The 22,865-nt window shown below is 69.7% G+C and carries 23 protein-coding genes and 3 tRNA genes; 9 read left to right on the forward strand and 17 right to left on the reverse strand.

Features of this window, described 5'->3' with window-relative positions; translation table 11 throughout:
- Positions 1–44 precede the first annotated feature (44 nt).
- Positions 45–278, forward strand: a complete 234-nt coding sequence (locus Acor_RS09965) for an Lrp/AsnC ligand binding domain-containing protein (RefSeq protein ID WP_155336292.1) — start codon at positions 45–47, stop codon at positions 276–278.
- A complete protein-coding gene (locus tag Acor_RS09970; protein ID WP_246238539.1) occupies positions 275–706 on the forward strand; it encodes a DUF3515 domain-containing protein in 432 nt (143 codons plus the stop codon). The genes Acor_RS09965 and Acor_RS09970 overlap by 4 nt, the downstream gene beginning before the upstream one ends.
- Here Acor_RS09970 and Acor_RS09975 read toward each other — a convergent pair.
- The 3 genes from Acor_RS09975 to Acor_RS09985 form a co-directional block, all read right to left on the reverse strand.
- Positions 703–1,797 (reverse strand): D-alanine--D-alanine ligase family protein, encoded by a 1,095-nt coding sequence (locus tag Acor_RS09975; RefSeq protein WP_155336293.1) that lies wholly within the window; start codon positions 1,795–1,797, stop codon positions 703–705. The two genes, Acor_RS09970 and Acor_RS09975, sit on opposite strands and share 4 nt — an antisense overlap.
- Before the next feature lie 74 nt (positions 1,798–1,871).
- A complete protein-coding gene (locus Acor_RS09980) occupies positions 1,872–2,879 on the reverse strand; it encodes an NAD(P)H-dependent glycerol-3-phosphate dehydrogenase (RefSeq protein WP_155336294.1) in 1,008 nt (335 codons plus the stop codon).
- A gap of 20 nt (positions 2,880–2,899) precedes the next feature.
- Positions 2,900–3,598 carry a lysophospholipid acyltransferase family protein gene (locus Acor_RS09985; RefSeq protein ID WP_155336295.1) on the reverse strand — a complete coding sequence of 233 codons (699 nt, stop codon included), beginning with the start codon at positions 3,596–3,598 and terminating at the stop codon, positions 2,900–2,902.
- A gap of 92 nt (positions 3,599–3,690) precedes the next feature.
- Here Acor_RS09985 and cofC point away from each other — a divergent pair, with 92 nt between their 5' ends.
- Positions 3,691–4,326: a 2-phospho-L-lactate guanylyltransferase gene (gene cofC / locus Acor_RS09990; protein ID WP_155336296.1), complete on the forward strand. Its 636-nt coding sequence runs from the start codon at positions 3,691–3,693 to the stop codon at positions 4,324–4,326.
- Here cofC and Acor_RS09995 read toward each other — a convergent pair.
- Complete coding sequence (locus Acor_RS09995) at positions 4,315–5,754, reverse strand: MFS transporter (protein ID WP_155336297.1); 1,440 nt, start codon at positions 5,752–5,754, stop codon at positions 4,315–4,317. The two genes, cofC and Acor_RS09995, sit on opposite strands and share 12 nt — an antisense overlap.
- Before the next feature lie 129 nt (positions 5,755–5,883).
- Here Acor_RS09995 and Acor_RS10000 point away from each other — a divergent pair, with 129 nt between their 5' ends.
- The gene (locus Acor_RS10000; protein WP_155336298.1) at positions 5,884–6,630 is read left to right on the forward strand and encodes a TetR/AcrR family transcriptional regulator; all 747 of its coding nucleotides are present in this window, start codon (positions 5,884–5,886) and stop codon (positions 6,628–6,630) included.
- 112 nt (positions 6,631–6,742) lie between these two features.
- Here Acor_RS10000 and Acor_RS10005 read toward each other — a convergent pair whose 3' ends face one another.
- The 5 genes from Acor_RS10005 to leuC form a co-directional block, all read right to left on the reverse strand.
- Positions 6,743–6,943, reverse strand: a complete 201-nt coding sequence (locus Acor_RS10005; protein WP_155336299.1) for a hypothetical protein — start codon at positions 6,941–6,943, stop codon at positions 6,743–6,745.
- A gap of 70 nt (positions 6,944–7,013) precedes the next feature.
- Positions 7,014–7,313 (reverse strand): HU family DNA-binding protein, encoded by a 300-nt coding sequence (locus Acor_RS10010; protein WP_155336300.1) that lies wholly within the window; start codon positions 7,311–7,313, stop codon positions 7,014–7,016.
- A 59-nt stretch (positions 7,314–7,372) separates the two neighbouring features.
- On the reverse strand, positions 7,373–7,624 hold the full coding sequence (locus Acor_RS10015; RefSeq protein WP_155336301.1) for an SCO5555 family protein: 252 nt from the start codon (positions 7,622–7,624) through the stop codon (positions 7,373–7,375).
- Positions 7,603–8,190 (reverse strand): 3-isopropylmalate dehydratase small subunit, encoded by a 588-nt coding sequence (leuD, locus tag Acor_RS10020; protein ID WP_155336302.1) that lies wholly within the window; start codon positions 8,188–8,190, stop codon positions 7,603–7,605. Before leuD ends, Acor_RS10015 begins: the two co-directional genes overlap by 22 nt.
- A gap of 14 nt (positions 8,191–8,204) precedes the next feature.
- Positions 8,205–9,593 carry a 3-isopropylmalate dehydratase large subunit gene (gene leuC, locus Acor_RS10025; RefSeq protein WP_155336303.1) on the reverse strand — a complete coding sequence of 463 codons (1,389 nt, stop codon included), beginning with the start codon at positions 9,591–9,593 and terminating at the stop codon, positions 8,205–8,207.
- 139 nt (positions 9,594–9,732) lie between these two features.
- Here leuC and Acor_RS10030 point away from each other — a divergent pair, with 139 nt between their 5' ends.
- Both Acor_RS10030 and Acor_RS10035 read left to right on the forward strand, forming a co-directional pair.
- Positions 9,733–10,449, forward strand: coding sequence for an IclR family transcriptional regulator (locus Acor_RS10030; protein ID WP_155336304.1), 717 nt, complete (start codon positions 9,733–9,735; stop codon positions 10,447–10,449).
- A 91-nt stretch (positions 10,450–10,540) separates the two neighbouring features.
- The gene (locus tag Acor_RS10035; RefSeq protein WP_155336305.1) at positions 10,541–12,244 is read left to right on the forward strand and encodes a hypothetical protein; all 1,704 of its coding nucleotides are present in this window, start codon (positions 10,541–10,543) and stop codon (positions 12,242–12,244) included.
- Positions 12,245–12,247: 3 nt separating this feature from the next.
- Here Acor_RS10035 and Acor_RS10040 read toward each other — a convergent pair whose 3' ends face one another.
- The 4 genes from Acor_RS10040 to Acor_RS10055 all read right to left on the reverse strand — a co-directional run bounded on the left by Acor_RS10040 (position 12,248) and on the right by Acor_RS10055 (position 13,166).
- On the reverse strand, positions 12,248–12,748 hold the full coding sequence (locus tag Acor_RS10040) for a PaaI family thioesterase (RefSeq protein ID WP_155336306.1): 501 nt from the start codon (positions 12,746–12,748) through the stop codon (positions 12,248–12,250).
- A 91-nt stretch (positions 12,749–12,839) separates the two neighbouring features.
- Positions 12,840–12,915: transfer RNA gene (locus tag Acor_RS10045), tRNA-Glu, on the reverse strand.
- Positions 12,916–12,995: 80 nt separating this feature from the next.
- A tRNA-Glu gene (locus Acor_RS10050) sits at positions 12,996–13,068 on the reverse strand.
- Between the two features lie 26 nt (positions 13,069–13,094).
- Positions 13,095–13,166, reverse strand: a tRNA-Gln gene (locus Acor_RS10055).
- 160 nt (positions 13,167–13,326) lie between these two features.
- Here Acor_RS10055 and Acor_RS10060 point away from each other — a divergent pair.
- Positions 13,327–15,294 (forward strand): M3 family metallopeptidase, encoded by a 1,968-nt coding sequence (locus Acor_RS10060; RefSeq protein ID WP_155336307.1) that lies wholly within the window; start codon positions 13,327–13,329, stop codon positions 15,292–15,294.
- Between the two features lie 41 nt (positions 15,295–15,335).
- Here Acor_RS10060 and gltX read toward each other — a convergent pair whose 3' ends face one another.
- The gene (gene gltX / locus Acor_RS10065; protein WP_155336308.1) at positions 15,336–16,703 is read right to left on the reverse strand and encodes a glutamate--tRNA ligase; all 1,368 of its coding nucleotides are present in this window, start codon (positions 16,701–16,703) and stop codon (positions 15,336–15,338) included.
- A complete protein-coding gene (locus Acor_RS10070; protein WP_155336309.1) occupies positions 16,696–17,466 on the reverse strand; it encodes a fumarylacetoacetate hydrolase family protein in 771 nt (256 codons plus the stop codon). Before Acor_RS10070 ends, gltX begins: the two co-directional genes overlap by 8 nt.
- A 159-nt stretch (positions 17,467–17,625) precedes the next feature.
- Between Acor_RS10070 and Acor_RS10075 the strand changes: the two genes are divergently transcribed.
- The gene (locus Acor_RS10075) at positions 17,626–19,257 is read left to right on the forward strand and encodes a heparinase II/III domain-containing protein (protein ID WP_246238540.1); all 1,632 of its coding nucleotides are present in this window, start codon (positions 17,626–17,628) and stop codon (positions 19,255–19,257) included.
- Between the two features lie 5 nt (positions 19,258–19,262).
- On the opposite strand, the gene cimA is transcribed toward Acor_RS10075, so the two are convergent.
- Positions 19,263–20,837 carry a citramalate synthase gene (gene cimA / locus Acor_RS10080; RefSeq protein ID WP_155336310.1) on the reverse strand — a complete coding sequence of 525 codons (1,575 nt, stop codon included), beginning with the start codon at positions 20,835–20,837 and terminating at the stop codon, positions 19,263–19,265.
- 237 nt (positions 20,838–21,074) lie between these two features.
- Between cimA and Acor_RS10085 the strand changes: the two genes are divergently transcribed.
- On the forward strand, positions 21,075–21,725 hold the full coding sequence (locus Acor_RS10085) for an O-methyltransferase (protein WP_155336311.1): 651 nt from the start codon (positions 21,075–21,077) through the stop codon (positions 21,723–21,725).
- On the opposite strand, the gene Acor_RS10090 is transcribed toward Acor_RS10085, so the two are convergent.
- Entirely contained in the window at positions 21,722–22,813 is a 1,092-nt protein-coding gene (locus Acor_RS10090; RefSeq protein WP_155336312.1) for a branched-chain amino acid aminotransferase, read from the reverse strand. The two genes, Acor_RS10085 and Acor_RS10090, sit on opposite strands and share 4 nt — an antisense overlap.
- Positions 22,814–22,865: the final 52 nt, after the last annotated feature.

The raw sequence follows: 22,865 nt of genomic DNA on the forward strand, positions 1-22,865 counted from the left end.
GGGTACGTTGACCTTTCGGTGGTGATCAATCCCGGGAGGACCTGATGGTGCAGGCCTACATCCTTATCCAGACCGAGGTCGGCAAGGCCGCAGCCGTGGCGGCCGCGATCGCCAAGATTCCCGGTGTCACGCAGGCCGAGGACGTCACCGGTCCGTACGACGTGATCGTCCGGGCCGAAGCCCGCAACGTCGACGAACTCGGCAAGCTCGTGGTGGCCCAGATCCAGGCCGTGGACGGGATCACGCGAACGCTGACCTGCCCGATTGTCCATATTTGAGATTCTTGGTGAAGTCACTGGCCGCCCTGCTCCTGGTGCTCGTGGCCGCGTGCTCCAGCGCCGTACGGGTGACACCGCCGAGCCCGCAGGGTCCGGCGGCGGCCGCGTGTGAGCGGCTGGCCAACCAGCTGCCCCGGGAACTGGACGGGGAGCCCCGGGTGGCGTCGGAACCGCCGTCGCCCTACGTGGCGGTCTGGGGGGCCGGGCAGATCACGCTGCGCTGCGGCGTGCGGCGTCCGGCGGCGATGGCCCCGACCGACACGGTGAACGACGTCAACGGGGTCGCCTGGTACGCGGACCCGTACAAGCCCACCCTGTTCACGGCGGTGAACCGGGAGGCGTACATCGAGGTGACGATCTCGGTCATCCATCAGCCGGGCAACGTCCTGGTGCAGCTCGCGGACCCGATCAAGGCCGCGGTCCCCTAACGCAGCCCGGTCGGCCGGTGCAGGGCCAGCTGGATCAGCCGGTCCACCAGCTGCCCGTAGGACAGCCCGGTGGCCGCCCACAGCTGCGGCGCGACCGACAGTGAGGTGAAGCCGGGCATCGTGTTGATCTCGTTCAGGATCAGCTCGCCGGACGGCGTGTAGAAGAAGTCCACCCGGGACAGCCCCTCGCACCCCAGCGCCTCGAACGCGCGGATCGCCATCGCCCGCAGCTCCGCGGTGGTCCCGGCCGGCAGGTCGGCGGGCACCTCCAGCGCCATCTGGCCGGGGTAGTACTTGGCCTCGAAGTCGAAGAACTCCTGCCCGCCCTGGACCAGCACCTCGCCCGGCAGGCTGGCCTCGGGCGCGGCGTCGCCGAGCGACTCCAGCACCGCGCACTCCAGCTCCCGGCCGGGGACGGCGGCCTCGACCAGCACCTTCGGGTCGTGCTCGCGGGCGAACTCGACGGCCGCCTCCAGCTCCTCGGGCGTGCTCGCCTTGGAGATGCCCTGGGAGGAGCCGGCCCGCGCGGGCTTGACGAAGACCGGCCAGCCCAGCTCGTCGATCTCCTTCAGCACCCGGGCCCGGTCGGTGCGCCAGGCCCGGTCCCGCACCACGACGTAGGGCCCGACCGGCAGCCCCGCCGACTTCAGGATCAGCTTCATGTACGCCTTGTCCATGCCGACCGCGCTGGCCAGCACCCCCGACCCGACGTACGGCACCCCCGCCATCTCCAGCAACCCCTGCAGCGTGCCGTCCTCCCCGAACGGCCCGTGCAGCACCGGGAACACCACGTCCACGCCGCCGAGCGAGCGCGGGATCTCCCCTGGTTCCAGCGCCACCACGGTCCCGGTCGCCGACGGCAGCGCCAGCGCCGCGCCGGAGGTGTCCACCTCGGGCAGTTCGGTGCCCTCGATCGCGTAGCTCTGGCCTGGCGCGGCCAGCACCCAGCGCCCGTCCTGGGCGATCCCGATCGGCACGACCTCGTACGCGTCCCGGTCGATCACCTCCAGCACGCTCCCGGCCCCCATCAGGGAAACCGCGTGCTCAGAGTTGCGTCCGCCGAATACCACCGCTACGCGAATCTTGCTCATGACGCCCGAATCTACCCTGTGTGGTGGCCAAAACGCCTTGTCAGCCACGCGTGGGCGACACGGACCGATCGGGCTTAAACCCCATACCTCTCAGGCTTGGGGGTTCGTGACATCAGCAACATGGCCGCTTCCGCCGGGGTCATGCCGTCGTGCACCACGCCGACCACGACCTCGGTGATCGGCATCTCCACGTCGTGCTTGGTGGCCAGATCCAGCACCGACTCGCAGGACTTCACGCCCTCCGCGGTCTGCCTGGTGACGGCCACCACCTCGGCCATCGTCATGCCCCGGCCCAGGTTCTCGCCGAAGGTCCGGTTGCGGGACAGCGGCGAGGTGCAGGTCGCGATCAGGTCGCCCATCCCGGCCATCCCGGCGAAGGTGTGCGGGTCCGCGCCGAGCACCTGGCCGAGCCGGGAGATCTCGGCCAGGCCGCGGGTCATCAGGGTGGCCCGCAGGTTGTCCCCGAGCCCCATCCCGGCCGCCACCCCGACCGCGAGCGCGATCACGTTCTTGACCGCGCCGCCGAGCTCGACCCCGACCACGTCCTGGTTGGTGTAGGTCCGGAACCACGGCAGGTGGCAGGCCTCCTGGAACCGCTCCGCCACCAGCGGGTCCGAGCAGGCCACCACGGCGGCGGCCGGCTGCCGCTGGGCCAGCTCACCCACCAGATTGGGCCCCGACAGCACGGCCACCTGCCCGGGCGGAACCTCGGCCACCTCGATGATGACCTCGCTCATCCGCTTCGTGGTACCCAGTTCGACGCCCTTCATCAGGCTGACCAGGACCGCTCCAGGCGGCAGGAACGGCTTCCAGGCGGCCAGGTTCGCGCGCAGCGTCTGGGCCGGCACGGCCAGCACCACGAAGTCCGCCCCGGCCATCGCCTCGGCCGGATCCACGGTGGCCCGCAGGGTCTCGGGCAGCCGGAGTCCTGGCAGGTAGTCGGGGTTCTCATGGTCTCGGTCGATCGCGTGCACGATCTCCGCCCGCCGCCCCCACAGCGTCGTCGGGGTGCCCGCCTCGGCGAGGATCATCCCGAATGTCGTCCCCCACGAGCCGGTTCCGAGCACGGCAGCCTTGGTCATTCCCTCACCGTACGCCGAAGTCAGTCGTTAGCGCGGACGCCCGGGGCCTTCTCGCCCCTGAGCTCCGCCAGCTGGGTCGTGATCGCCGCCATGATGTCGGCGGTGGCCTCGCGCAGCGCGTCCGGGCCGAGGTCGTGGTAGCGCGAAAGGTCGACCGGCGGCCCGGTCAGCACCCGGAAGGTCTTGCGGGGGAACAGCCGGATCTTCTTCTCGCCGTACGGCAGCAGCTCCTGGGCCCCCCAGTGCGCGATCGGGATGACCTGGGCCCCCGTGGTCAGCGCCAGCCGGGCGACTCCGGTCTTGCCGGCCATCGGCCACAGATCCGGGTCACGGGTGATCGTGCCCTCCGGGTAGAAGAGCACGCAGCCGCCGTCGCGCAGCCGCTGCTCGGCGATCTCCAGCGAGCTGTTGGCCGCCGCGCTGCCGCGCTCGACCGGGATCGCCAGCATGGCGCGCACCACGTGGCCGAGCACCGGCACCCGGAACAGGCCCGCCTTGGCCAGGATCACCGGCCAGCGGCCGTTCACCTGCAGGTAGTGCGAGATCAGCACGGGGTCGGTCCAGGACAGATGGTTGGTCGCCACGATGATGCCGCCCCGCCGGGGGATCAGATCCCCCCGCCGCCAGTCACGCTTGACCAGCAGCAGCGAGAGCGGCTTGACGATCACGATGGCGACGCCCTCCCAGAAACGGGTAGGTCGTCCGGCACGGCGGCTCATCGTCTTTCCTCACCTGTCCCCAAACGCACCGATCTGTGCCGGTCAGTCTCCCGGTTACGTCAAGCGAATGTCGAGGCGCGATGCTTAAGGTTATGCAGGAAGCACGCTGGTCGATCGTGATCCCGGTGAAGACCCTGATCAGGGCCAAGACCCGGCTCGCGGGCGCGGCCGGAACCCACCGCGAGGACCTGGCCGTGGCCGTCGCCGCCGACACGACCTCGGCCGCCCTGGCCTGCCCCCTGGTCGCCCGCGTGATCGTCGTCACCGCCGACCCGATCCCCGCCGCCCGCCTGGCCGCCCTCGGCGCCGTCGTGGTCCAGGACCCGGACAAGGGCCTGAACACCGCGCTCCGCGCCGGCTTCGCCCATTCGGTACTGCTCGCGCCCCACGACCCGGTCGCCGCCCTCCAGGCCGACCTGCCCGCCCTCCGCCCCGCCGAACTCGCCCAAGTCCTGGCCGCGGCGGCGCAGTTCGACGAGTCCTTCGTCCCCGACGCCACCACCGTCGGCACGACCCTCTACGCCACCCTGCCGGGGGTCCCGTTCCACCCCCGCTTCGGCGGCGAGTCCCGCAACCGGCACCTGTCCGGCGGCGCGAAGGAGCTGGCCCTCGACGACATCCCCACGGTCAGGCGCGACGTGGACACGGTCGAGGACCTGCGCACGGCGGCGGCGCTGGGCCTGGGCCCGCACACCGCCGCCGTCGCCGCCAAGTTCCTAGTGGACTGACTCCTCCTCGCGGGCCTTCTCCGGCAGCAGGAACGAGACCACGAAGGTGAGCGCCAGCATCCCGACGACCGCCCACAGCGTGACCTCCATCGCGTTCTCGAAACTCGGCCCGGTCGGCACGTCCCCCAGCAGGTCGAAGAAGACCGTGCCGAGCAGCGCCACCCCGAACGCGTTGCCGAGCTGCTGGATCGCGGTGAGCGTGCCGGAGGCCGACCCGGTCTCCTCCGGCTCGACCCCGGCCAGGACCAGGTCGAAGAAGGGCGCCATCAGCAGGCCCATGCCGAGCCCGGTCAGCACCAGCGTGGGCGTGAGCTGCCACGGGGTGACGCCGAGCCCGGCGATCTGCAGGGTGACCCAGACGCCGATCACCCCGAGGATCATGATCGTGGTGCCGGCCTGGAAGCAGCGGCGGCCGAACTTGAGCAGCGGCTGGGCCAGCCCGAACCCGAAGATCATGCCGACCGACCAGGGCACCCCGGCCAGCCCGGCCTTGAGCGGCGAGTACCCGAGCCCGATCTGGGTGTACAGGTTGAAGACCAGCATGAAGCCCGACATGCTCGCGAAGAACACCAGGCCGGTGGCCAGGCCGCCGTTGAAGGCCCGCTTCCTGAACAGGCTGGGCACGATCAGCGGGTCGCCGCCGGACCGGCTGCGCCGCGACTGGTAGCGGCCGAACAGGCCGAACACCGCGAGGGACGCGGCGATCATCACGAACGCCCAGGCGGGCCAGCCGTACTCACGGCCCTGGACCAGCGGGAACACGATCAGCAGGCCGGCGACCGAGGCCAGCGCGACGCCCAGCAGGTCCAGCCGGAGCGGATGCGGCGACCGCGACTCGGGCAGGAAGCGCAGCCCGGCCGCGAACGCGAGCAGCCCGACCGGCAGGTTGATCAGGAAGATCATGCGCCAGCCGGTGCCGAACAGGTCGGCGTCGATCAGCCAGCCGGCCAGGATCGGCCCGCCCACCGAGGCCAGCCCCATGACCGGCCCGAACATGCCGAACGCGGTGCCCATCTCCTTGGGCGGGAACATCTCCTTGATCATGCCGAGCCCCTGCGGGATCATCACGGCCGCGAACAGGCCCTGCGGCACGCGCGACCCGATCAGCATCTCCGGCGACTGGGCCAGCCCGCACAGCAGCGACCCGAGCGTGAAGCCGGCCGCCCCGATCAGGAACATCCGGCGCCGCCCGTAGATGTCGCCGAGCCGCCCGCCGGTGAGCAGGCCCACCGCCATGGCCAGCATGTAGGCCGCGCCGAGCCACTGCAGCACGCTCTCCGAGCCGCCCAGGTCGGCCAGGATGTGCGGACCCGCGATGTTGGTGACCATGGCGTCGATCAGGTCCATGATCTCCGCGCCCAGGATGACGAAGAGCGCGGGCCAGCGCCACCGGTAGCCGACGACCTCGTCGGTGACTGTCGTGGTCATGGGGGGCCTCCAAGAACAGTGTTCAGATTCCAATGAACACTGTTCTAGCATGAACAGTGTTCAGCAGACAAGAGTCCTGTTCGCCTTCACGATCGTCGTTCATTACAGTGCGGGGAAAGGAGTGATGAGATGAGCGAGACCGACCTGCCGGCCCCGCCATGGGACCGCAACCGCAGACGCCCGGCCCCGGCGAAGGTGCCCCTCACCAGGGAACGGATCGTCGACGCCGCCTTCACCGTGCTCGACAGGGAAGGCTACGACCGCTTCAGCATGCGGCAGGTCGCACTCGAACTCGGGGTCGCCGTCTCGGCGCTCTACGTGCACGTCGCCAACAAGGACGAGCTGTTCGAGCTCATGTACAACCGCACGTTCGACGGCGCGGAGCTGCCCGACCCAGACCCGGAGAACTGGCAGGAGCAGATCAAGGAGTTCGCCCGCCGGGGCCGCGCCCGCCTGCGCAGCCACCGCGACCTGGCCCGCATCTCGATGGGCCACGTCCCGTTCAGCCCCGAGTTGCTCCCGCACGTGGAACGGCTGATGGCCATCTTCCGCTCCAGCGGCATGCCCGACCTGGTCGCCGCCATGGCCGGGGACCTGCTCTCCACCTACATCGAGGGCTTCTGCCTGGAGGAGAGCATGTGGCTGGAGCGCTACCGCGACATGGACGAGGCGACCTGGGAGACCAAGCGCAACGAGATCATGGGCTACTTCGCCGAACTGCCGCCCGACCGTTTCCCCAACATGGTGGCGATGGCGCCGTACATGGTCGACGAGTCCAACGACTACCGCTTCGAGCTCGGCGTGGACATCCTGGTCCGCGGCCTGGCGTCTTACATTGGCCGAGCCTCCGGCTCGGCGGGCTCGGCCGCTCCTTAGCCGGTGTCTTCCCTCGTCACTCCGGCCGCTCCGCGACCTGCGTTCCTCAGTCCAGACACAGGCGCGGCCAAGCCGAGGGGCTTCGGAAGGTCGAGGTTCGCGGGGAATGGGGTCATGGGATGGGGAATGTGCTCAAGGTGATGAAGGTGATCCGGTCGCCGGTGAGCACGATGTTGACGCGCTGACCGGAGCGGAGCAGCCGGAGCGGGCCCGCGTCGAAGGCGGCGGTGCCGAAGGGCAGTTCGGTGCCGTCGTCGAGGTAGACCGAGCCGGAGCGGGTCGGCTCGTCGAAGGTCTTCACGGTGGCCTGCACGGCACCAGCGTAACCGCGGGGCACGGAAACGGCGCCCCACCGAATCGGAGGCGCCGTCCGCAAGCTCGTGCTACTTCTTTTTGGCGTGCTTCTTGCCGCCGGCGTTGACCAGCTCCTTGAAGTCCGCGCCTGGGCGGAATTTGGGCGCCCAGCTCTCGGCTACCTTGATCGGCGCGCCGGTCGAAGGGTTCCGAGCCGTACGGGCCGGCTTGTGCACCATTTCAAAAGCGCCAAAGCCCGTGATGGAGACCTTGTCCCCGCCCGCGACCGCGTGCTGGATGGCCTCAAGAACGGCGTTGACCGCCTCGGTGGCCGTCTTCTTGTCCCCGACGCGGTCAGCGATCGCGTCGACGAGTTCCTTCTTGTTCATGTGGTTCCTCCCCCTTACGCGCTTGAAAGTAAGGGAGGAACGCGCGCGACTCAATCACCTTACGTGATTTGGTCTTCACTCGGCGTGTCGAATTTGCCGTCCAGATAGGCGATGAAGCCGTCCAGGCGGGCAGTTGCGTGGGAAATGTCGCGTTTAGCCACATCACAGATGGCCAGCAGCCGCTTGGCCAGCCGCGCCCGCTCGTTCAGGGGCACGGCCAGCGTCCTGACGCGGCGCTGCGTGTCCCGCAGCCGCCGCGCCAGCTCGTCTTCTGGTCCGCCCGATCGGGTCAGACGGTCGTCGGCAGCCATCGCTGCCGACCATTCTCGTACGTGGCGATGTCGTCGGCATGACGCAGGGTCAGCCCGATGTCGTCCAGGCCCTCCAGCAGCCGCCAGCGGGTGTAGTCGTCGATCTCGAACGACCAGGCGCCCTCGCCCAGCCGGACCTCGCGCGCCACCAGGTCGACGGTGATCTCGACCGCCGGGTCGGCCTCCACGGCGGCCTGGAGTTCCTCGACCACCTTGGCCGCCAGGATGACCGGCAGCAGGCCCATCTTGGTGGAGTTGTTGCGGAAGATGTCGCCGAACCTGGCGGCGATCACGGCGCGGAAGCCGTACTGCTGGAGCGCCCAGACGGCGTGCTCGCGGGACGAGCCGGTGCCGAAGTCGGGCCCGGCCAGCAGGATCGAGGCGCCCGCGTAGCTCGGGTCGTTCAGCACGAAGGCGGGGTCCTCGCGCCAGGCGGCGAACAGGCCCCGCTCGAAGCCGGTACGGCTGACCTGCTTCAGCCAGACGGCCGGGATGATCTGGTCGGTGTCGACGTTGCTGCGGCGCAGCGGTACGGCGGTGCCGGTGTGCGTGGTGAAAGCGTCCATGATCGTTGGTTCTCCTAGGCCAGGTCTGCGGGGGCGGTCAGTCTGCCGGTGACGGCGGTCGCCGCGGCGACCTGCGGGGACACCAGGTGGGTCCGGCCGCCCTTGCCCTGCCGGCCCTCGAAGTTGCGGTTGGAGGTGGACGCGCTGCGCTCGCCCGGGGCGAGGGTGTCCGGGTTCATGCCCAGGCACATGGAACAGCCGGCCTCCCGCCATTCGGCCCCGGCCGCCTTGAAGACCTCGTGCAGGCCCTCCTTCTCCGCCTCCAGCTTGACCAGCATGGAACCGGGCACGATCAGCGTCCTGGTCTTGACCGTACGGCCCCGGAGGATGTCGGCGGCGGCGCGCAGGTCCTCAAGCCGCCCGTTGGTGCACGAGCCGACGAAGACCGTGTCCACCTCGACCTCGCGCAGCGGCGTGCCCGCGGTGAGCCCCATGTAGGTCAGCGCCCGCTCGGCCGCCGACCGCTCCACCGGGTCGGCGAACTCCTCAGGCGTGGGGACGACACCCGCCAGCGGAGCCCCCTGCCCCGGGTTGGTCCCCCAGGTCACGAACGGCGTCAGCGTCGCCGCGTCGATCTCCACGACCTGGTCGAAGACCGCGTCGTCGTCGGTACGCAGGGTCCGCCAGTAGGCCACCGCCTCGTCCCAGGCGCCCTCGCCCGGAGCGTGCGGACGGCCCTTGAGGTAGGCGAACGTGGTCTCGTCCGGGGCGATCAGCCCGGCCCTGGCGCCCGCCTCGATGGACATGTTGCAGACCGTCATCCGGCCTTCCATCGACAGGTTCCTGATGGCCTCGCCGCGGTACTCCACGATGTAGCCCTGGCCCCCGCCGGTGCCGATCTGGGCGATGATCGCCAGGATCAGGTCCTTGGCGGTCACCCCGTACGGCAGCGCGCCGCTGACCTCGATGGCCATCGTCTTCGGCCGGTAGGCGGGCAGCGTCTGGGTGGCCAGCACGTGCTCGACCTCGGAGGTGCCGATGCCGAAGGCGATGCCGCCGAACGCGCCGTGGGTGGAGGTGTGCGAGTCGCCGCAGACGATGGTCATGCCGGGCTGGGTCAGGCCGAACTGCGGGCCGATGATGTGCACCACGCCCTGCCCCGCGTCACCCATCGGGTGCAGCCGCAGGCCGAACTCGGCGGCGTTCTTGCGGAGCGTCTCGACCTGGGCCCGGGACACCGGGTCGGAGATCGGGCCGAGCACGGTCGGGACGTTGTGGTCCTCGGTCGCGATGGTCAGGTCGGGGCGCCGCACCTTCCGGTCCGCGAGTCGCAGGCCGTCGAACGCCTGTGGGCTGGTCACCTCGTGGATGAGGTGCAGGTCGATGAAGAGCAGGTCGGGCTCGCCCTCGGCGCGCCGCACGACATGCTGTTCCCAGACTTTCTCGGCCAGTGTGCGACCCATGGTTTCAACGCCTCCTTGCGTCTTTTCCCCCGAGTGATCATCTCTTATGATGAGACTGAAATATCGGGATATGGAACTTTACCGGCTGCCACTTGGCCTCGCGTTTGCATCTCGGATAGCGAGACGGCAGTATCGGGGTATGGACAACTCTAGCGGAGTCGGGGTACTCGACAAGGCCGTTCTCGTGCTCAACGCCCTGGAGGCGGGCCCGGCTTCGCTGGCTCAGCTGGTGCAGGCCACCGGCCTGGCCAGGCCGACCGCGCACCGGCTGGCCGTGGCCCTGGAGCACCACAGAATCGTGTCCCGCGACACCCAGGGCCGCTTCATCCTCGGCCCCCGCCTCTCCGAGTTGTCCACCGCGGCCGGCGAGGACCGGCTGCTGGCCGTCGCCGGGCCCGTCCTCATCCACCTGCGCGACCAGACCGGGGAGAGCGCCCAGCTCTACCGCCGCCAGGGCGACGAGCGGGTCTGCGTGGCCGCCGCGGAACGCGCCAGCGGCCTGCGCGACACCGTCCCGGTCGGCTCCGCCCTGCCGATGGCGGCCGGCTCCGCCGCCCAGATCCTGCTCGCCTGGGAGGAGCCCGATCGTCTGCACCGCGGCCTGCGCGGCGCCAAGTTCACCGCCGCGACGCTGGCCAGCGTGCGCCGCCGGGGCTGGGCGCACAGCGTCGGCGAGCGCGAGCAGGGCGTGGCCAGCGTCTCGGCTCCCATCCGCGGCGCGGGCGGCAAGGTCATCGCGGCCGTGTCCGTCTCCGGCCCGATAGAGCGGCTCAGCCGCACACCTGGCCGCCTGCACGCGATCCCGGTGGTCACCGCGGCCGAACGCATCACCGAAGCGATGCGCCGCAGCAACTGATTCGCGGCGATTCCGGGGCGCTGACCGGCCGGGCAGGACCGGACAGGCTAACCGATTAGAGTGCATGCCCTGTTAGCCCTAGGCTGGCGGGGTGACAGATCGCATCGAGGCGGCCGCGGCGGAACTGCGTCCCCTGCTCCAGGAGTTCATCCTCTGGGCGCCGTCCCACGCGCCAGGCAGCGACCCCGACCTGGTGGGCCCGGTGGCGCTGTGGCACCGGCTCACCGCGCGCGACGACGTCGGGCTGTGGAAGCGCGGCGATCTGCAGACCGTGCTGCTGGAACGGATCCCGCAGGTGGTCGAGGACCCGGACGAGGCGGCCGACGGGATGGTGCCCGCGGTCCGGGCCTACCTGACGTTCCTGGCCGAGACCGGCCGCCTCACCAAGGGCTCCGACCCGCTCGACGTCCTGCTCGCCGAACTGGCCGAGCTGGAGGACGAGTTCGTGGACAAGATGGAGGACACCCTCTCCGAGCGGGACTGGGACGAGGTGGAGGACGACGAGGTCGACGAGGACGAGAGCCTCGGCGACTTCGAGCCGTTCGCCGACGAGATCGCCGAACTGCCCACCATCCGGCTCCGCCCCGACGTCGAGCTGGCGGCCGCCGCCCGCGCCGTCCCGCTGATCGGGCAGGCCCGCGACCTGGCCGTCTGGGTCGGCGTCAAGCGCAAGGTCGGCGACGAGACCCTGCTCAGCGAGGACGAGATCAGCGAGGCGCTGGCCGCCCTGTCGCTGACCGAGCCGCAGCAGCTGTGGAACCTCTGGAACCTCGCCATCGACCTGGAGTTCCTCACCCCCGACGGGGAGGACACGGTCAGCGTCGACTCCGACACCGCCGCCTGGCCGTTCGAGGACGACGAGGACGTGCTGGACGCCTGGATGCTGGGCCTGCACTCGATCGACTACGGCGACCCCGAACTCGACGACGACGACCTCACCCTGGCCCTGTCCGGCCTGACCCGCGAACTCCTGGTCCGCGTCCTGGTCGGCGGCCTGCGCAAACCCCTCGCCGAGCTCCGCGACGAGCTGGCCGAGGCGGTCGCCGAATACGACGACCTCGGCGCCGACGCCTGGTCGGCCGCCGACGACCCGCTCGCCTCCGTGCTCGGCTGGCTGCAGGGGTACGGGCTGGTCGAGGTCACCGATGACGACGAGGTCGCGCTCACCGCGCTCGGCGTCGAGGGTGTGGTGCACCTGGTGGACGACGAGGACATCGAGGTCGACGCCAGGACCGCCATCGACGCGATGACCGCGCACGACCTGCTCTCCGCCAGCGCCGACATGTCCGAGGAGGAGGCGGACGCCGAGTTCGCCGCCTGGATGCGCCTGCGCGACGCGGCCACGGCCGCCCAGGAACTGCTCGACGCCGCCGTCGAGGACGAGTCCGACGCGCTAATCCGGGTCCAGGCCGCCAGCATGGTCGGCTCACTCGGCGAGGTCGCCATTCCGGCCTGGCTGGACGCGCTGAAGGAGCCGTCCCTGCGGCCGTACGCGGCGACGCACCTGACCCAGCTGGACGTGGAGGACGCCCCGGAGCCCACTCAGGCCGACACGCACTGGCTCATCCTGGACATGTGGACGATCTCCGCCGGTCTGGGCCGGCCGGAGTTCGTCAGCAGCCTGGAGGACATCGGCCCGGCGACCGACCTGATCGGCCTGCTCGAGGTGATCTGGAAGGTCCGCCACCCGCACGTCGAGGAGCTGCTTGAGGCGATCGGCGACGCCCACCCGGACAAGCAGGTCAACAAGGCCGCCAAGCGCGCCCTGTTCAAGGCGCGCTCCGGCGAGAAGTAACCGTCAGCGGAGCGGGAAGATCGCGCAGGTCGTGGTGCCGTGCGCGTAGAGCTTGCCGTCCGCTGAGCCGACGACCTTCGCCTCGGCCGTGGCCACGGTCCGGCCGACGTGCAGGGTTCTGGCCTCGCAGCGGAGCGGGCCGGTGTGCGCGAAGGCCGGCCGGATCATGTTCACGTTGAGCTGGATCGTGGTGTATGCCTGGCCGGGCGGCAGCGCGGTCATGACCGAGCAGCCGAGGGCGGAGTCGAGCAGCGTGGCCAGGTAGCCGCCGTGGATGCTGCCGAGCGGGTTGTACTGGTGCTCGCCGGTCTGGCCCTCGAAGACGGCTACGCCGGGCTCCACGCTGAGCAGGGTGAAGTCCAGGGTGCCCGCGATCGGCGGCGGCGGGACCTTGCCGTCCAGCATCGCCTGGAGGAACTCCAGGCCGCTGAGCTCCGCGAAGTCGGCCGGGAGCTGGCTGGGGGGCGTCCACGAGTGCGTGCGCGTGTTCGTCGTCGTCGTCATGAGTCTAATTTTCGAACCCAGCCGCGTTGAACGCAAATCGGACCAGTCTGGGCAAACGAAAAAGACCCCCCACCAGGTGAGGGGTCCTGCTTGGTAGTCCCGAGCGGATTCGAACCGCCGCTACCGCCTTGAGAGGGCGGCGTCCTGGGCCACTAGACGACGGGACCAAGCTTTCGTAACGCATGTCCTGACAGGAAACTTTGCAAGCTTTCAAGTCAGCACGCAAATCTCTCTAGAGAGATTTGTGTAGTCCCGAGCGGATTCGAACCGCCGCTACCGCCTTGAGAGGGCGGCGTCCTGGGCCACTAGACGACGGGACCATGCACCGTGTGTCACGGAGATGCAGCTGGGGTACCAGGACTCGAACCTAGACTAACTGAACCAGAATCAGTCGTGCTGCCAATTACACCATACCCCATCAACACCGCTCACCCCTTACGGAGTTCGTGTGCGACTCCGAAAGAATAGCCCAGCCAGGGACCCACTACCAAAACGATTGCCAGGCCCACGGAGATCGTGTCGTCTTCGCGGCTTGTGCGAACCTGTACGGACCCAACCACCGTGAGGAGTCGCCACCGATGACCCCGTTCCACTCCCCCAGCTCGCTGCCCTACCGGCTCCCCCCGTTCCGGGAGATCCGGGAGGAGCACTACGCCCCCGCGTTCGAGCAGGGAATGGCCGAGCATCTCGCGGAAGTCGAGGCGATCGCGGCCAGTCCCGAGCCGCCGACCTTCGAAAACACCGTGGAAGCGCTGGAACTCTCCGGGCAGCTGCTCGACCGGGTGTCGACCGTCTTCTTCAACCAGGCGTCCTCGGACACCACCCCCGGCATCCAGGCCATCCAGCAGACGGTCACCCCCCAGCTCGCCAAGCACAGCGACGCGATCCACCTCAACGCCCGTCTGTACGCCCGGCTGAAGGCCATCCAGACCGGCGACCCGGCCGAACAATGGCTGCTGGATCGTTACCGCACCGACTTCGTCCGCGCGGGCGCGGAACTGGACGACGCCCAGCAGGCCCGGCTGCGCGCCATCAACGAGGAGCTGTCCTCGCTGGCGACCACCTTCCAGCAGACCCTGCTCAGCGACACCAACGAGCGGGCCGTCGTGGTCGAGGACGTGGCCGAACTGGACGGGCTCGCCCCCGACACGGTCCAGGGCCTCAGGGAGACGGCCACCGAGCGCGGCCTGGACGGCAAGTACCTGATCACCCTGGTCCTGCCGACCGGGCAGCCCACGCTCGACTCACTGACCGATCGGGCGCTGCGCGAGCGGGTGCACCGGGCCTCCACCGGCCGGGGCGCGGCCAACGCCGAGCTGATCACCCGGATCGCCACGCTCCGGCGGGAGCGGGCCGGCCTGCTCGGCTACCGCGACCACGCGGCGTACGTGCTGGCCGACCAGACCGCCGGCGCCACCGGCGCGGTCACCGAGATGCTGGACAAGCTGGTCACCCCCGCCGTCGCCAACGCCCGCCGCGAGCAGGAGGCGCTGGAGGCGGACGCCGGCTTTCCGATCGAGGCGTGGGACTGGTCGTTCTACGCCGAACGGGTGCGCAAGGCGCGCTACTCCATCGACAGCGCCCAGATGCGGCCGTACTTCGAGCTCGACCGCGTCCTGCACGACGGCGTCTTCTACGCCGCCACCCGCCTGTACGGCCTGCGTTTCGAGGCCCGCCCCGAGCTGGCCGGCTACCACCCGGACGTACGGGTCTGGGAGGTCTTCAACGAGGACGGCTCCCCGCTGGGCCTGTTCCTGGGCGACTTCCACGCCCGCGCCTCCAAGCGCGGCGGCGCCTGGATGAACAGCCTGGTCAAGCAGTCCGCCCTGGAGGGCGCCCGCCCGGTCGTGGTCAACAACCTGAACATCGTCAAGGGCGAGCCGACCCTGATGACCTTCGAAGAGGTCAACACGATGTTCCACGAGTTCGGCCACGCCCTGCACGGCCTGTTCTCCGACGTCCGCCACCCCCGTTTCTCGGGCACGGCGGTCCCCCGCGACTTCGTCGAGTACCCCTCCCAGGTCAACGAGATGTGGGCGACCCACCCGGAGATCCTGGCCAACTACGCCAAGCACCACGAGACCGGCGAGCCGATGCCCCGGGAGCTGGTCGACCGCATGATGGAGGCGCAGAAGTTCAACCAGGGCTTCGCCACGGTCGAGTACCTGGCCGCCACCCTGCTGGACTGGGCCTGGCACACCGACTACGCGGAAGGCGACGCGGAGACCTTCGAGGCGGCGGCCCTGGGCCGCGCGGGCGTCGACCTGCCGGCCGTGCCGCCACGCTACCGAAGCAACTATTTCGCCCACATCTGGGCGAGCGGCTACAGCGCGGGCTACTACTCCTACATCTGGAGCGAGGTCCTCGACGCCGATACCGTCGAATGGTTCACCGAGAACGGCGGCCTGCTCCGCGAGAACGGCGACCGCTTCCGCCGCGAACTCCTGTCCAAGGGCGGCAGCGTGGACCCGATGGACGCCTTCCGCTCCTTCCGCGGCCGTGACCCGCGCATCGAGCCCCTGCTGGAGCGCCGCGGCCTCCAGTAGGCAGGCTGACCCGACGGCCGCCGTGGCGGCCGTCGGGGTTCTCAGAGCTTCGCCAGCGCCGTCCTGAGCCGGTCGAGGGTGCGCTCGCGGCCGAGCACCTCGATGGACTCGAACAGCGGGAGACCGACCGTGCGGCCGGTGACGGCCACCCGGATGGGGGCCTGGGCCTTGCCGAGCTTGAGGCCGTGCCCGGCGCCCACCTCTTCCAGGGCGGTCTTCAGGGATTCGGGGTCCCAGTTCACGGTTTCGACACGCGCGGCGTACCCGGACAGCATCTCGGCCGCGCCGGGCTTCATCGCCTTGTCCCAGGACGCCTGGTCGTGCACCGGCTCGGCCAGGAACAGGAAGTCGACGTTGGCGGTGATCTCGGAGAGCACCGCCACCCGGGTCTGGGCCAGTTCGGCGACCCTGGCGAAGGTGTCCCGGTCCCAGTCGGCGTCGAGCCAGGGCGCGCAGCGCCGGATGAAGACCTCCAGCGGCAGGGCGCGGATGTACTCCCCGTTGAAGGCGCGCAGCTTCTTCTCGTCGAAGAAGGCCGGCGAGAGGTTGACGTCCGCCAGCGAGAACAGCGGGACCATCTCGGCCCAGGGCATGATCTCCCGGTCGTCGCCGGGGCCCCAGCCGAGCAGCATCAGGTAGTTGACCATCGCCTCGGGCAGGTAGCCCTCGTCCCGGTAGGACTCCAGGGCCACCTTGTCCCGGCGCTTGGACAGCTTCTGGCGCTTCTCGTTGACGATCACGGGCACGTGCGCCCAGACCGGCGGTGGGTGGCCCAGCGCGGCCCACAGCAGCTGCTGCTTGGGCGTGTTGGACAGGTGCTCCTCGGCCCTGACCACGTGGGTGATCCGCATCTCCACGTCGTCGACCACGTTGGCCAGCACGAACAGCGGCGAGCCGTCGCCCCTGGCGATGACGAAGTCCTCCATCGCGTCGTTGGGGAACTCCACCGTGCCGCGAACCTGGTCCTCCACCACGGTGACCCCGTCGTCGGGGGTGCGGAAGCGCAGCGCGCCCTCGGTCCTGCCCAGATCGCGGCAGTGCCCGTCGTAGCCCTGGTGCTCTGAGCCGGTGCGCGCCTTCACCTCCTCGCGGGTGCAGGTGCAGTGGTAGGCCCGGCCGTCCTTGCGCAGCAGCGCGGCGGCCTCCCGGTGCTGCTGCTCGTACGCCGACTGGAAGTACGGCCCCTCGAAGCACGGCGACCCGCCGTCGACGCCGATCCAGGCCAGCGCCGAGATGATGCCCTCGGTCCACTCCGGGCGGTTGCGGGCGGCGTCGGTGTCCTCGATCCGCAGCACGAACCGGCCCCCGGACTGCTGCGCCAGCGCCCAGTTGAACAGCGCGGAGCGGGCCCCGCCGACGTGGAACATGCCGGTCGGCGAGGGCGCGAAGCGGACTCGTACCTCAGTCACGTGCGACCACCCTGTTGGTGAGAGTTCCGATGCCTTCGATGCCCACGCTGACCTGGTCGCCGGGGAACATCGGCCCGACTCCGGCGGGGGTGCCGGTGAGCAGCACGTCGCCGGGGAGCAGCGTCATCACGGCGGTCACGTGGGCGATGAGCGTGGGGATGTCGAACAGCAGCTGCGAGGTGCGCCCGCTCTGCCGCAGCTCCCCGTTGACCGAGGTGGTCAGCGCCAGGTCGGTCGCGTCCAGGTCGGTCTCGATCCACGGCCCGAGCGGGCAGAAGGTGTCGAAGCCCTTGCCCCGGGTGAACTGCACGTCCCGTTTCTGCAGGTCGCGCGCGGTGACGTCGTTGGCGCAGGTGTAGCCGAAGATGACGTCCTTGGCCCGCTCGACCGGGACCTCGCGGCAGAGCCGCCCGATGACGACGGCCAGCTCGCCCTCGTAGTCGACCCGCTCGGACAGGCCCTCCGGGTAGACGATGGCCTCGCCGTGGCCGATCACCGAGGTGGATGGCTTGAGGAACATGATCGGCTCGGTGGGCACGTCGTTGCCCATCTCCTTGGCGTGGTCGGCGTAGTTGCGCCCGATCGCGACCACCTTGCTGGGCAGCATCGGCGCGACCATTCTGACCTCGGCCACCGGGAAGCGCTCCCCGGTCAGCTGGACCCCGCCGAACGGGTGCCCGTCGATCTTGGCGAGCACCTGCTCGTTCTCTTCCAGCACGCCGAACGCGACGCCGCCGCCCGTGGAAAACCTTGCGATACGCACGCCCACCAGGCTAGTGCCAGCGATCAGGTGGCTCTCACCGGGTGATGTCTGGGAAATTTGTGTGGTTACTTGACCCAATCACCACGATTCGGCCAGCATGAGCGCGCCCCCTGCGTGATGGAAGGAACAGGCGTGCCCAGCGGTACCAGAGTTGTCGGCGTGTTGGCCCTGTTCCTGGCGGGGAGCCTGGCGGTCGCGCTGCCCGCGAACGCGGCCAGGACGGCGGAGTGCCAGGGTGACTGGCTGCCCGCGACGCCCACGTCCGAGGACGTGATGGCGGGCAAGCTGTCCTTCCTCGATCTGCCGGCGGTCCAGGTGGGCGAGAAGGTGAACTGGAAGCTGGATCCGTACAAGAACAGGTCCTGGCAGATGGTGTTCCACTCGCTGCGCTGGATGGGGCGGCTGGTGGCCGACTACGAGTCCACCAGCAACGCGAAGTACCTGGCCAGGGCCACCGAGGTGGCCAAGGACTGGGTGGCCAGGAACCCGCCGGGCGGCGGCGCCGCCTACGCGTGGGCCGAGCATCCGGTGGCGCTGCGGGCGCCCGCGCTGGTCTGCCTGAGCAGGCACGTGCCGGACAAGTGGCTGAAGGACAGCCTGGCCCAGCACGCCAGGATCCTGGCCAACGACCGGAACTACGAGTGGGGTCACAACCACGGGCTGGACCAGGACATCGGCCTGCTCGGCATCGCCTGCCGTTACAACCAGAAGGGCTGGCGCGACCAGGCGATCCGCCGGATGGTGAAGACCACCACCCTCGACGTGGACTCCCAGGGCGCGCTGCGCGAGCAGGCCCCCCGCTACGCGATCTACTTCCACGACCGGCTCAGGGTCGCCATGGACAAGATCAAGGACTGCGGCCTGAAGGTACCCGCGGAACTGGACCGGCGCTGGGACCTGCTGCCCGAGCACATCAGCGCCGCCACCCAGCCGGACGGCTTCCTGGTCCCGCTCGGCGACGGCCCGGCCGACGTGCAGCCCGCCACCTTCGACCGCCCCGACTCGCTGGTGCAGGTCTACCGCGCGGGTTACGTCTTCGGCCGCACCGCCTGGGACAACAAGGAGTCCGCCTACTACTCGATCCGGTACGGCCCCGGCCTCAAGTTCCACGGCCACGAGGACCACCTCGGCGTCACCTACTACGCCCAGGGCCGCAACATCCTCACCGAGGCGGGCTTCCACTCCTACGAGAACACCCCGTACCGCCGCTGGACGATCACCCCCGAGGCGCACAACGTGCCGATCGTGGCCGGGAAACGTTTCCGCGGCGGGGTGGCCTCCGCGCTGACCAGGAAGTCGATCGGCGAGGACCGGCAGTCGTACACGCTGACCGACACCGCCTACGGCGCCCGCCGGACCCGCGCCGTGCTGGTCAACCACGACAAGAAGGACGTCATGGCCGTGTACGACACGGTCAGCTCCGGCAAGGTCCGCAACCTGTGGCACCTGTCGCCCAGGCTGGCGGTGGCCTCCAACGCGGGCGGCAAGGTCGTGGTGAGCGACGGCGACTGGCGCGCGTCGATCGTGCAGTTCGCGCTGCCGGGGTGCAAGCAGGTCAGCGGGCAGAAGATCGTGCGCGGCCAGACCTCGCCCTACCAGGGCTGGATCTCCGGGGCGTACATGAAGAAGGACGCCGCCCCCGTGGTGGTCTCCCCGTCGGCGAAGGGCCTGCTCACCGTGGTGGTGCCGGGCACCGACCAGCCGGAGGTGTCCTGCTCGGGCCGGACCGTCATCGTGCGTACTCCCAACGGCCCGGCCACATTCAAGATGTCCGGTAAGGACCTCGTCTAAAGCGTTCAGGGCGTGTAGCCGGCGCGGAGCAGGCCGAAGGTGACGGCCTGCTCCAGGGCCTGCCAGGACGCCTCGATGATGTTCTCGTCCACCCCGACGGTCGCCCACTCGGCGGTGTCGTCGGTGGAGGTGACCAGCACCCGGGTGACCGCGTCGGTGCCGTGCGTGCCCTCCAGGATGCGGACCTTGAAGTCGACCAGCTCGACCGCGCTCAGCTCCGGGTAGAGACCCTCCAGCGCGCCCCGGACCGCCCGGTCCAGCGCGTTGACCGGGCCGTTGCCCTCGCCGGTGGCGACGATGCGCTCGCCCTTGGCGTGCAGCTTCACGGTCGCCTCGGAGACCACCTCGCCGGTCGGGCGGCGCTCCACGATGACCCGCCACGACTCGACCGCGAAGTGCCGGCGGCGCTCGCCGTGCACGCTGTCGCGGAGCAGCAGCTCGAAGGAGGCGTCGGCGGCCTCGAACGTGTAGCCCCGGGACTCCAGCTCCTTGACCCGGTCGACCAGCTCGCGGGCCTGGTCACCGGTCAGCTGGTAGCCCAGCTCGCGGCCCTTCAGCTCGACCGAGGCGCGCCCGGCCATGTCCGAGACCAGCATCCGCATGTCGTTGCCGACCTCGGCCGGGTCGATGTGCTGGTAGAGGTTGGGGTCCACCTTGATGGCGGAGGCGTGCAGGCCGGCCTTGTGCGCGAACGCCGACATGCCGACATACGGCTGGTGCGAGTTCGGGGTGACGTTGGTGACCTCGGTGATGGCGTGCGCGATCCTGGTCATGTCCCGCAGCGACTGCGGCGGCACCAGCTCGTAGCCGCGCTTGAGCTGCAGGTTGGCGACCACGGTGAACAGGTTGGCGTTGCCGGAGCGCTCGCCGTAGCCGTTGGCGCAGCCCTGCACGTGGGTGGCGCCGGCCCGGACGGCGGCCAGCGTGTTGGCGACCGCGCAGCCGGTGTCGTCGTGGCAGTGGATGCCGATCCTGGCCGAAGACTGCACGGCCGCGTGCACCACGTCGGCCAGCTCGTCGGGGAGCATGCCGCCGTTGGTGTCGCACAGGGCGATCACCGAGGCGCCCGCCTCGGTGGCGGTGCGGATGACCTCCAGCGCGTACGCCGGGTTGGACTTGTAGCCGTCGAAGAAGTGCTCTGCGTCCAGGAACACCCGCTGGCCCTCCGCCCGCAGGTGCGAGACCGTGTCGCGGATCATCGCGAGGTTCTCCGCCAGCGTGGTCCGCAGGGCCAATTCGACGTGCCGGTCGTGACTCTTGGCGACAAGCGTCACGACCGGCGCGCCGGATTCGCGCAGAGCGGCGACCAAGGGGTCGTCGGCCGCCTTCACCCCGGCCCGGCGGGTCGCGCCGAACGCGGTGAGCTGCGCGTGCTTCAGGTCGAGCTCGGTCTGAGCCCGCCGGAAGAATTCTGTGTCCTTGGGGTTGGCCCCCGGCCAGCCGCCCTCGATGAAGCCGACGCCGAGGCCGTCCAGGTGGCGCGCGATGACCAGCTTGTCGGCGACCGAGAGGTTCAGGCCTTCCTGCTGCGCGCCGTCGCGCAGGGTCGTGTCGTACACATGGAAAGCGTCGTCAGCCATTGGGGTTTCCGTCTCCTTGTTGGAGGTCCTGCCCGCGCGTGCTCATTCGGGTGCCAAACAAAAAGACCCCTCACGGGCGTGAGAGGTCTGCGCGCTGGCGGTGTCCTGTGTCAGCCAGCGCGCCTGCCGATAATGAGCAGACCGTAAGACATGGTGCTCATGAGTCTGCCACACGACTCCACCATTCGGCGCATTGATCTCAGGATTCGAGATGTCGCCATGATCTAGGGTGGTCGCATGAAGGCGTCATACCAGGATCCGTCGGTCCCCGACTATGTGGCGGCGCACGCCACCCAGCCCGACCAGGTGCTGCGCGAGCTGGCGGTGGAGACGACCGCGCTGACCGGCGGCCACGCCGGCATGCAGATCGCCCCCGAGCAGGGCACGCTGCTCACCATGCTGGTCCAGCTGACCGGGGCGAAGCTGGCCGTCGAGGTCGGCACCTTCACCGGCTACTCCTCGATCTGCATCGCGCGCGGGCTGGTGCCCGGCGGGAAGCTGATCGCCTGTGACGTGAGCGAGGAGTGGACGGGGGTGGCCCGGCGGTACTGGGAGAAGGCCGGGCTCACCGACCGGATCGAACTGCGGCTCGCCCCCGCGCAGCAGACGCTGGAGGCGCTGCCGGAGGACGAGCCGATCGACTTCGCCTTCATCGACGCCGACAAACCCGGCTATCCGGGGTACTACCACGAGCTGATCGACCGGCTCGCGCCCGGCGGGCTGATCTGCGCGGACAACACCCTCCAGGGCGGGCGGATCGCCGACGCGGAGGCGGGCGGGAACGTGCCCGCCATGCGCGCCTTCAACGACCTGGTCAGCGCCGACCCGCAGGTCGACTCGGTCCTGCTCCCGATCGCGGACGGACTTACGCTGATCCGCAAGCGCTAGCAGATCTTGTGTACCCAGCCGTGGTTGTCCGGGCGGGTGCCGTACTGGATGCCCATCAGCTCTTCGCGGATCTTGAGGGTGACCGGGCCGGGGGTGCCGTCGCCGACCGTCCACTCGCGGTCCGCGCCCTTGACCGAGCCGACCGGGGTGACCACGGCGGCGGTGCCGCAGGCGAAGACCTCGGTGAGCACGCCGGAGGCGCAGCCGTCCTGCCACTCCTCGATCGAGATGCGGCCCTCCTCTACGGTGAGGCCGAGTTCGGCGGCGAAGGTGAGGATCGAGTCGCGGGTGATGCCGGGCAGCAACGTGCCGGTCAGCGCGGGGGTCAGCAGACGGTCGCCGAAGACGAAGAACAGGTTCATCCCGCCCATCTCCTCGACATACCTGTGCTCGAACGCGTCCAGCCAGACGACCTGGTCGCAGTCCTGCTCGACGGCCTGCCGCTGGGCCACGAACGCGGCCGCGTAGTTGCCGCCGCACTTGGCGAAGCCGGTCCCGCCGGGCGCCGCCCGGGTGTACTCGGTGGACAGCCACACCTTGACCGGCTTCACCCCGCCCGCGAAGTACGACGCCGCCGGGGACGCGATCGCCATGTACCGGTAGCTCTTGGACGGGTAGTTGACGCCAAGCCCGACCTGGGTGGCGATGATGAACGGCCGCAGGTAGAGGCTGTGCCCCTCGGTGGTCGGCACCCAGTCCCGGTCCGCCTGAACCAGCAGTTCGAGCGACTCGACGAAGGTCTCCTCGGGCAGCTCCGGCATCGCCATCCGGGCAGCCGACAGGTTGAACCTGGCCGCGTTGGCGAACGGCCGGAACGCGACGATCGCCCCGTTCGCCTGCCGGTACGCCTTGAGCCCCTCGAACAGCTCCTGCGCGTAGTGGAAGACCGACGTCGCCGGGTCAAGCACCAGCGGCCCGTACGGCTCGACGCGGGCGTCGTGCCAGCCCTGTCCCTCGGTGAAGTCGATCGACACCATGTGGTCGGTGAAGATCTGCCCGAAGCCCGGGTTCGCCAGAATCCGCTCGCGCTCCTCGCGCCCGCGGGCGTTCGGATTGCGCTGCTGGTCGAAACTGAGCTGGCTGGTCATGGCAAGTTCCTTCTCTCTACTCTGCTAAGGGAAACCTAGGGCATTTTGCGGG

The organism is Acrocarpospora corrugata (genome assembly GCF_009687845.1).
Classification (GTDB): domain Bacteria; phylum Actinomycetota; class Actinomycetes; order Streptosporangiales; family Streptosporangiaceae; genus Acrocarpospora; species Acrocarpospora corrugata.

Bases quoted from the DNA above. Each gene is read 5' to 3' on its own strand.
- Acor_RS09965 (WP_155336292.1), top strand. From the start codon at position 45: ATGGTGCAGGCCTACATCCTTATCCAGACCGAGGTCGGCAAGGCCGCA.
- Acor_RS09975 (WP_155336293.1), bottom strand. From the start codon at position 1,797: ATGAGCAAGATTCGCGTAGCGGTGGTATTCGGCGGACGCAACTCTGAG.
- Acor_RS09980 (WP_155336294.1), bottom strand. From the start codon at position 2,879: ATGACCAAGGCTGCCGTGCTCGGAACCGGCTCGTGGGGGACGACATTC.
- Acor_RS09985 (WP_155336295.1), bottom strand. From the start codon at position 3,598: ATGAGCCGCCGTGCCGGACGACCTACCCGTTTCTGGGAGGGCGTCGCC.
- cofC (WP_155336296.1), top strand. From the start codon at position 3,691: ATGCAGGAAGCACGCTGGTCGATCGTGATCCCGGTGAAGACCCTGATC.
- Acor_RS09995 (WP_155336297.1), bottom strand. From the start codon at position 5,754: ATGACCACGACAGTCACCGACGAGGTCGTCGGCTACCGGTGGCGCTGG.
- Acor_RS10000 (WP_155336298.1), top strand. From the start codon at position 5,884: ATGAGCGAGACCGACCTGCCGGCCCCGCCATGGGACCGCAACCGCAGA.
- Acor_RS10010 (WP_155336300.1), bottom strand. From the start codon at position 7,313: ATGAACAAGAAGGAACTCGTCGACGCGATCGCTGACCGCGTCGGGGAC.
- Acor_RS10015 (WP_155336301.1), bottom strand. From the start codon at position 7,624: ATGGCTGCCGACGACCGTCTGACCCGATCGGGCGGACCAGAAGACGAG.
- leuD (WP_155336302.1), bottom strand. From the start codon at position 8,190: ATGGACGCTTTCACCACGCACACCGGCACCGCCGTACCGCTGCGCCGC.
- leuC (WP_155336303.1), bottom strand. From the start codon at position 9,593: ATGGGTCGCACACTGGCCGAGAAAGTCTGGGAACAGCATGTCGTGCGG.
- Acor_RS10030 (WP_155336304.1), top strand. From the start codon at position 9,733: ATGGACAACTCTAGCGGAGTCGGGGTACTCGACAAGGCCGTTCTCGTG.
- Acor_RS10040 (WP_155336306.1), bottom strand. From the start codon at position 12,748: ATGACGACGACGACGAACACGCGCACGCACTCGTGGACGCCCCCCAGC.
- Acor_RS10060 (WP_155336307.1), top strand. From the start codon at position 13,327: ATGACCCCGTTCCACTCCCCCAGCTCGCTGCCCTACCGGCTCCCCCCG.
- cimA (WP_155336310.1), bottom strand. From the start codon at position 20,837: ATGGCTGACGACGCTTTCCATGTGTACGACACGACCCTGCGCGACGGC.
- Acor_RS10085 (WP_155336311.1), top strand. From the start codon at position 21,075: ATGAAGGCGTCATACCAGGATCCGTCGGTCCCCGACTATGTGGCGGCG.
- Acor_RS10090 (WP_155336312.1), bottom strand. From the start codon at position 22,813: ATGACCAGCCAGCTCAGTTTCGACCAGCAGCGCAATCCGAACGCCCGC.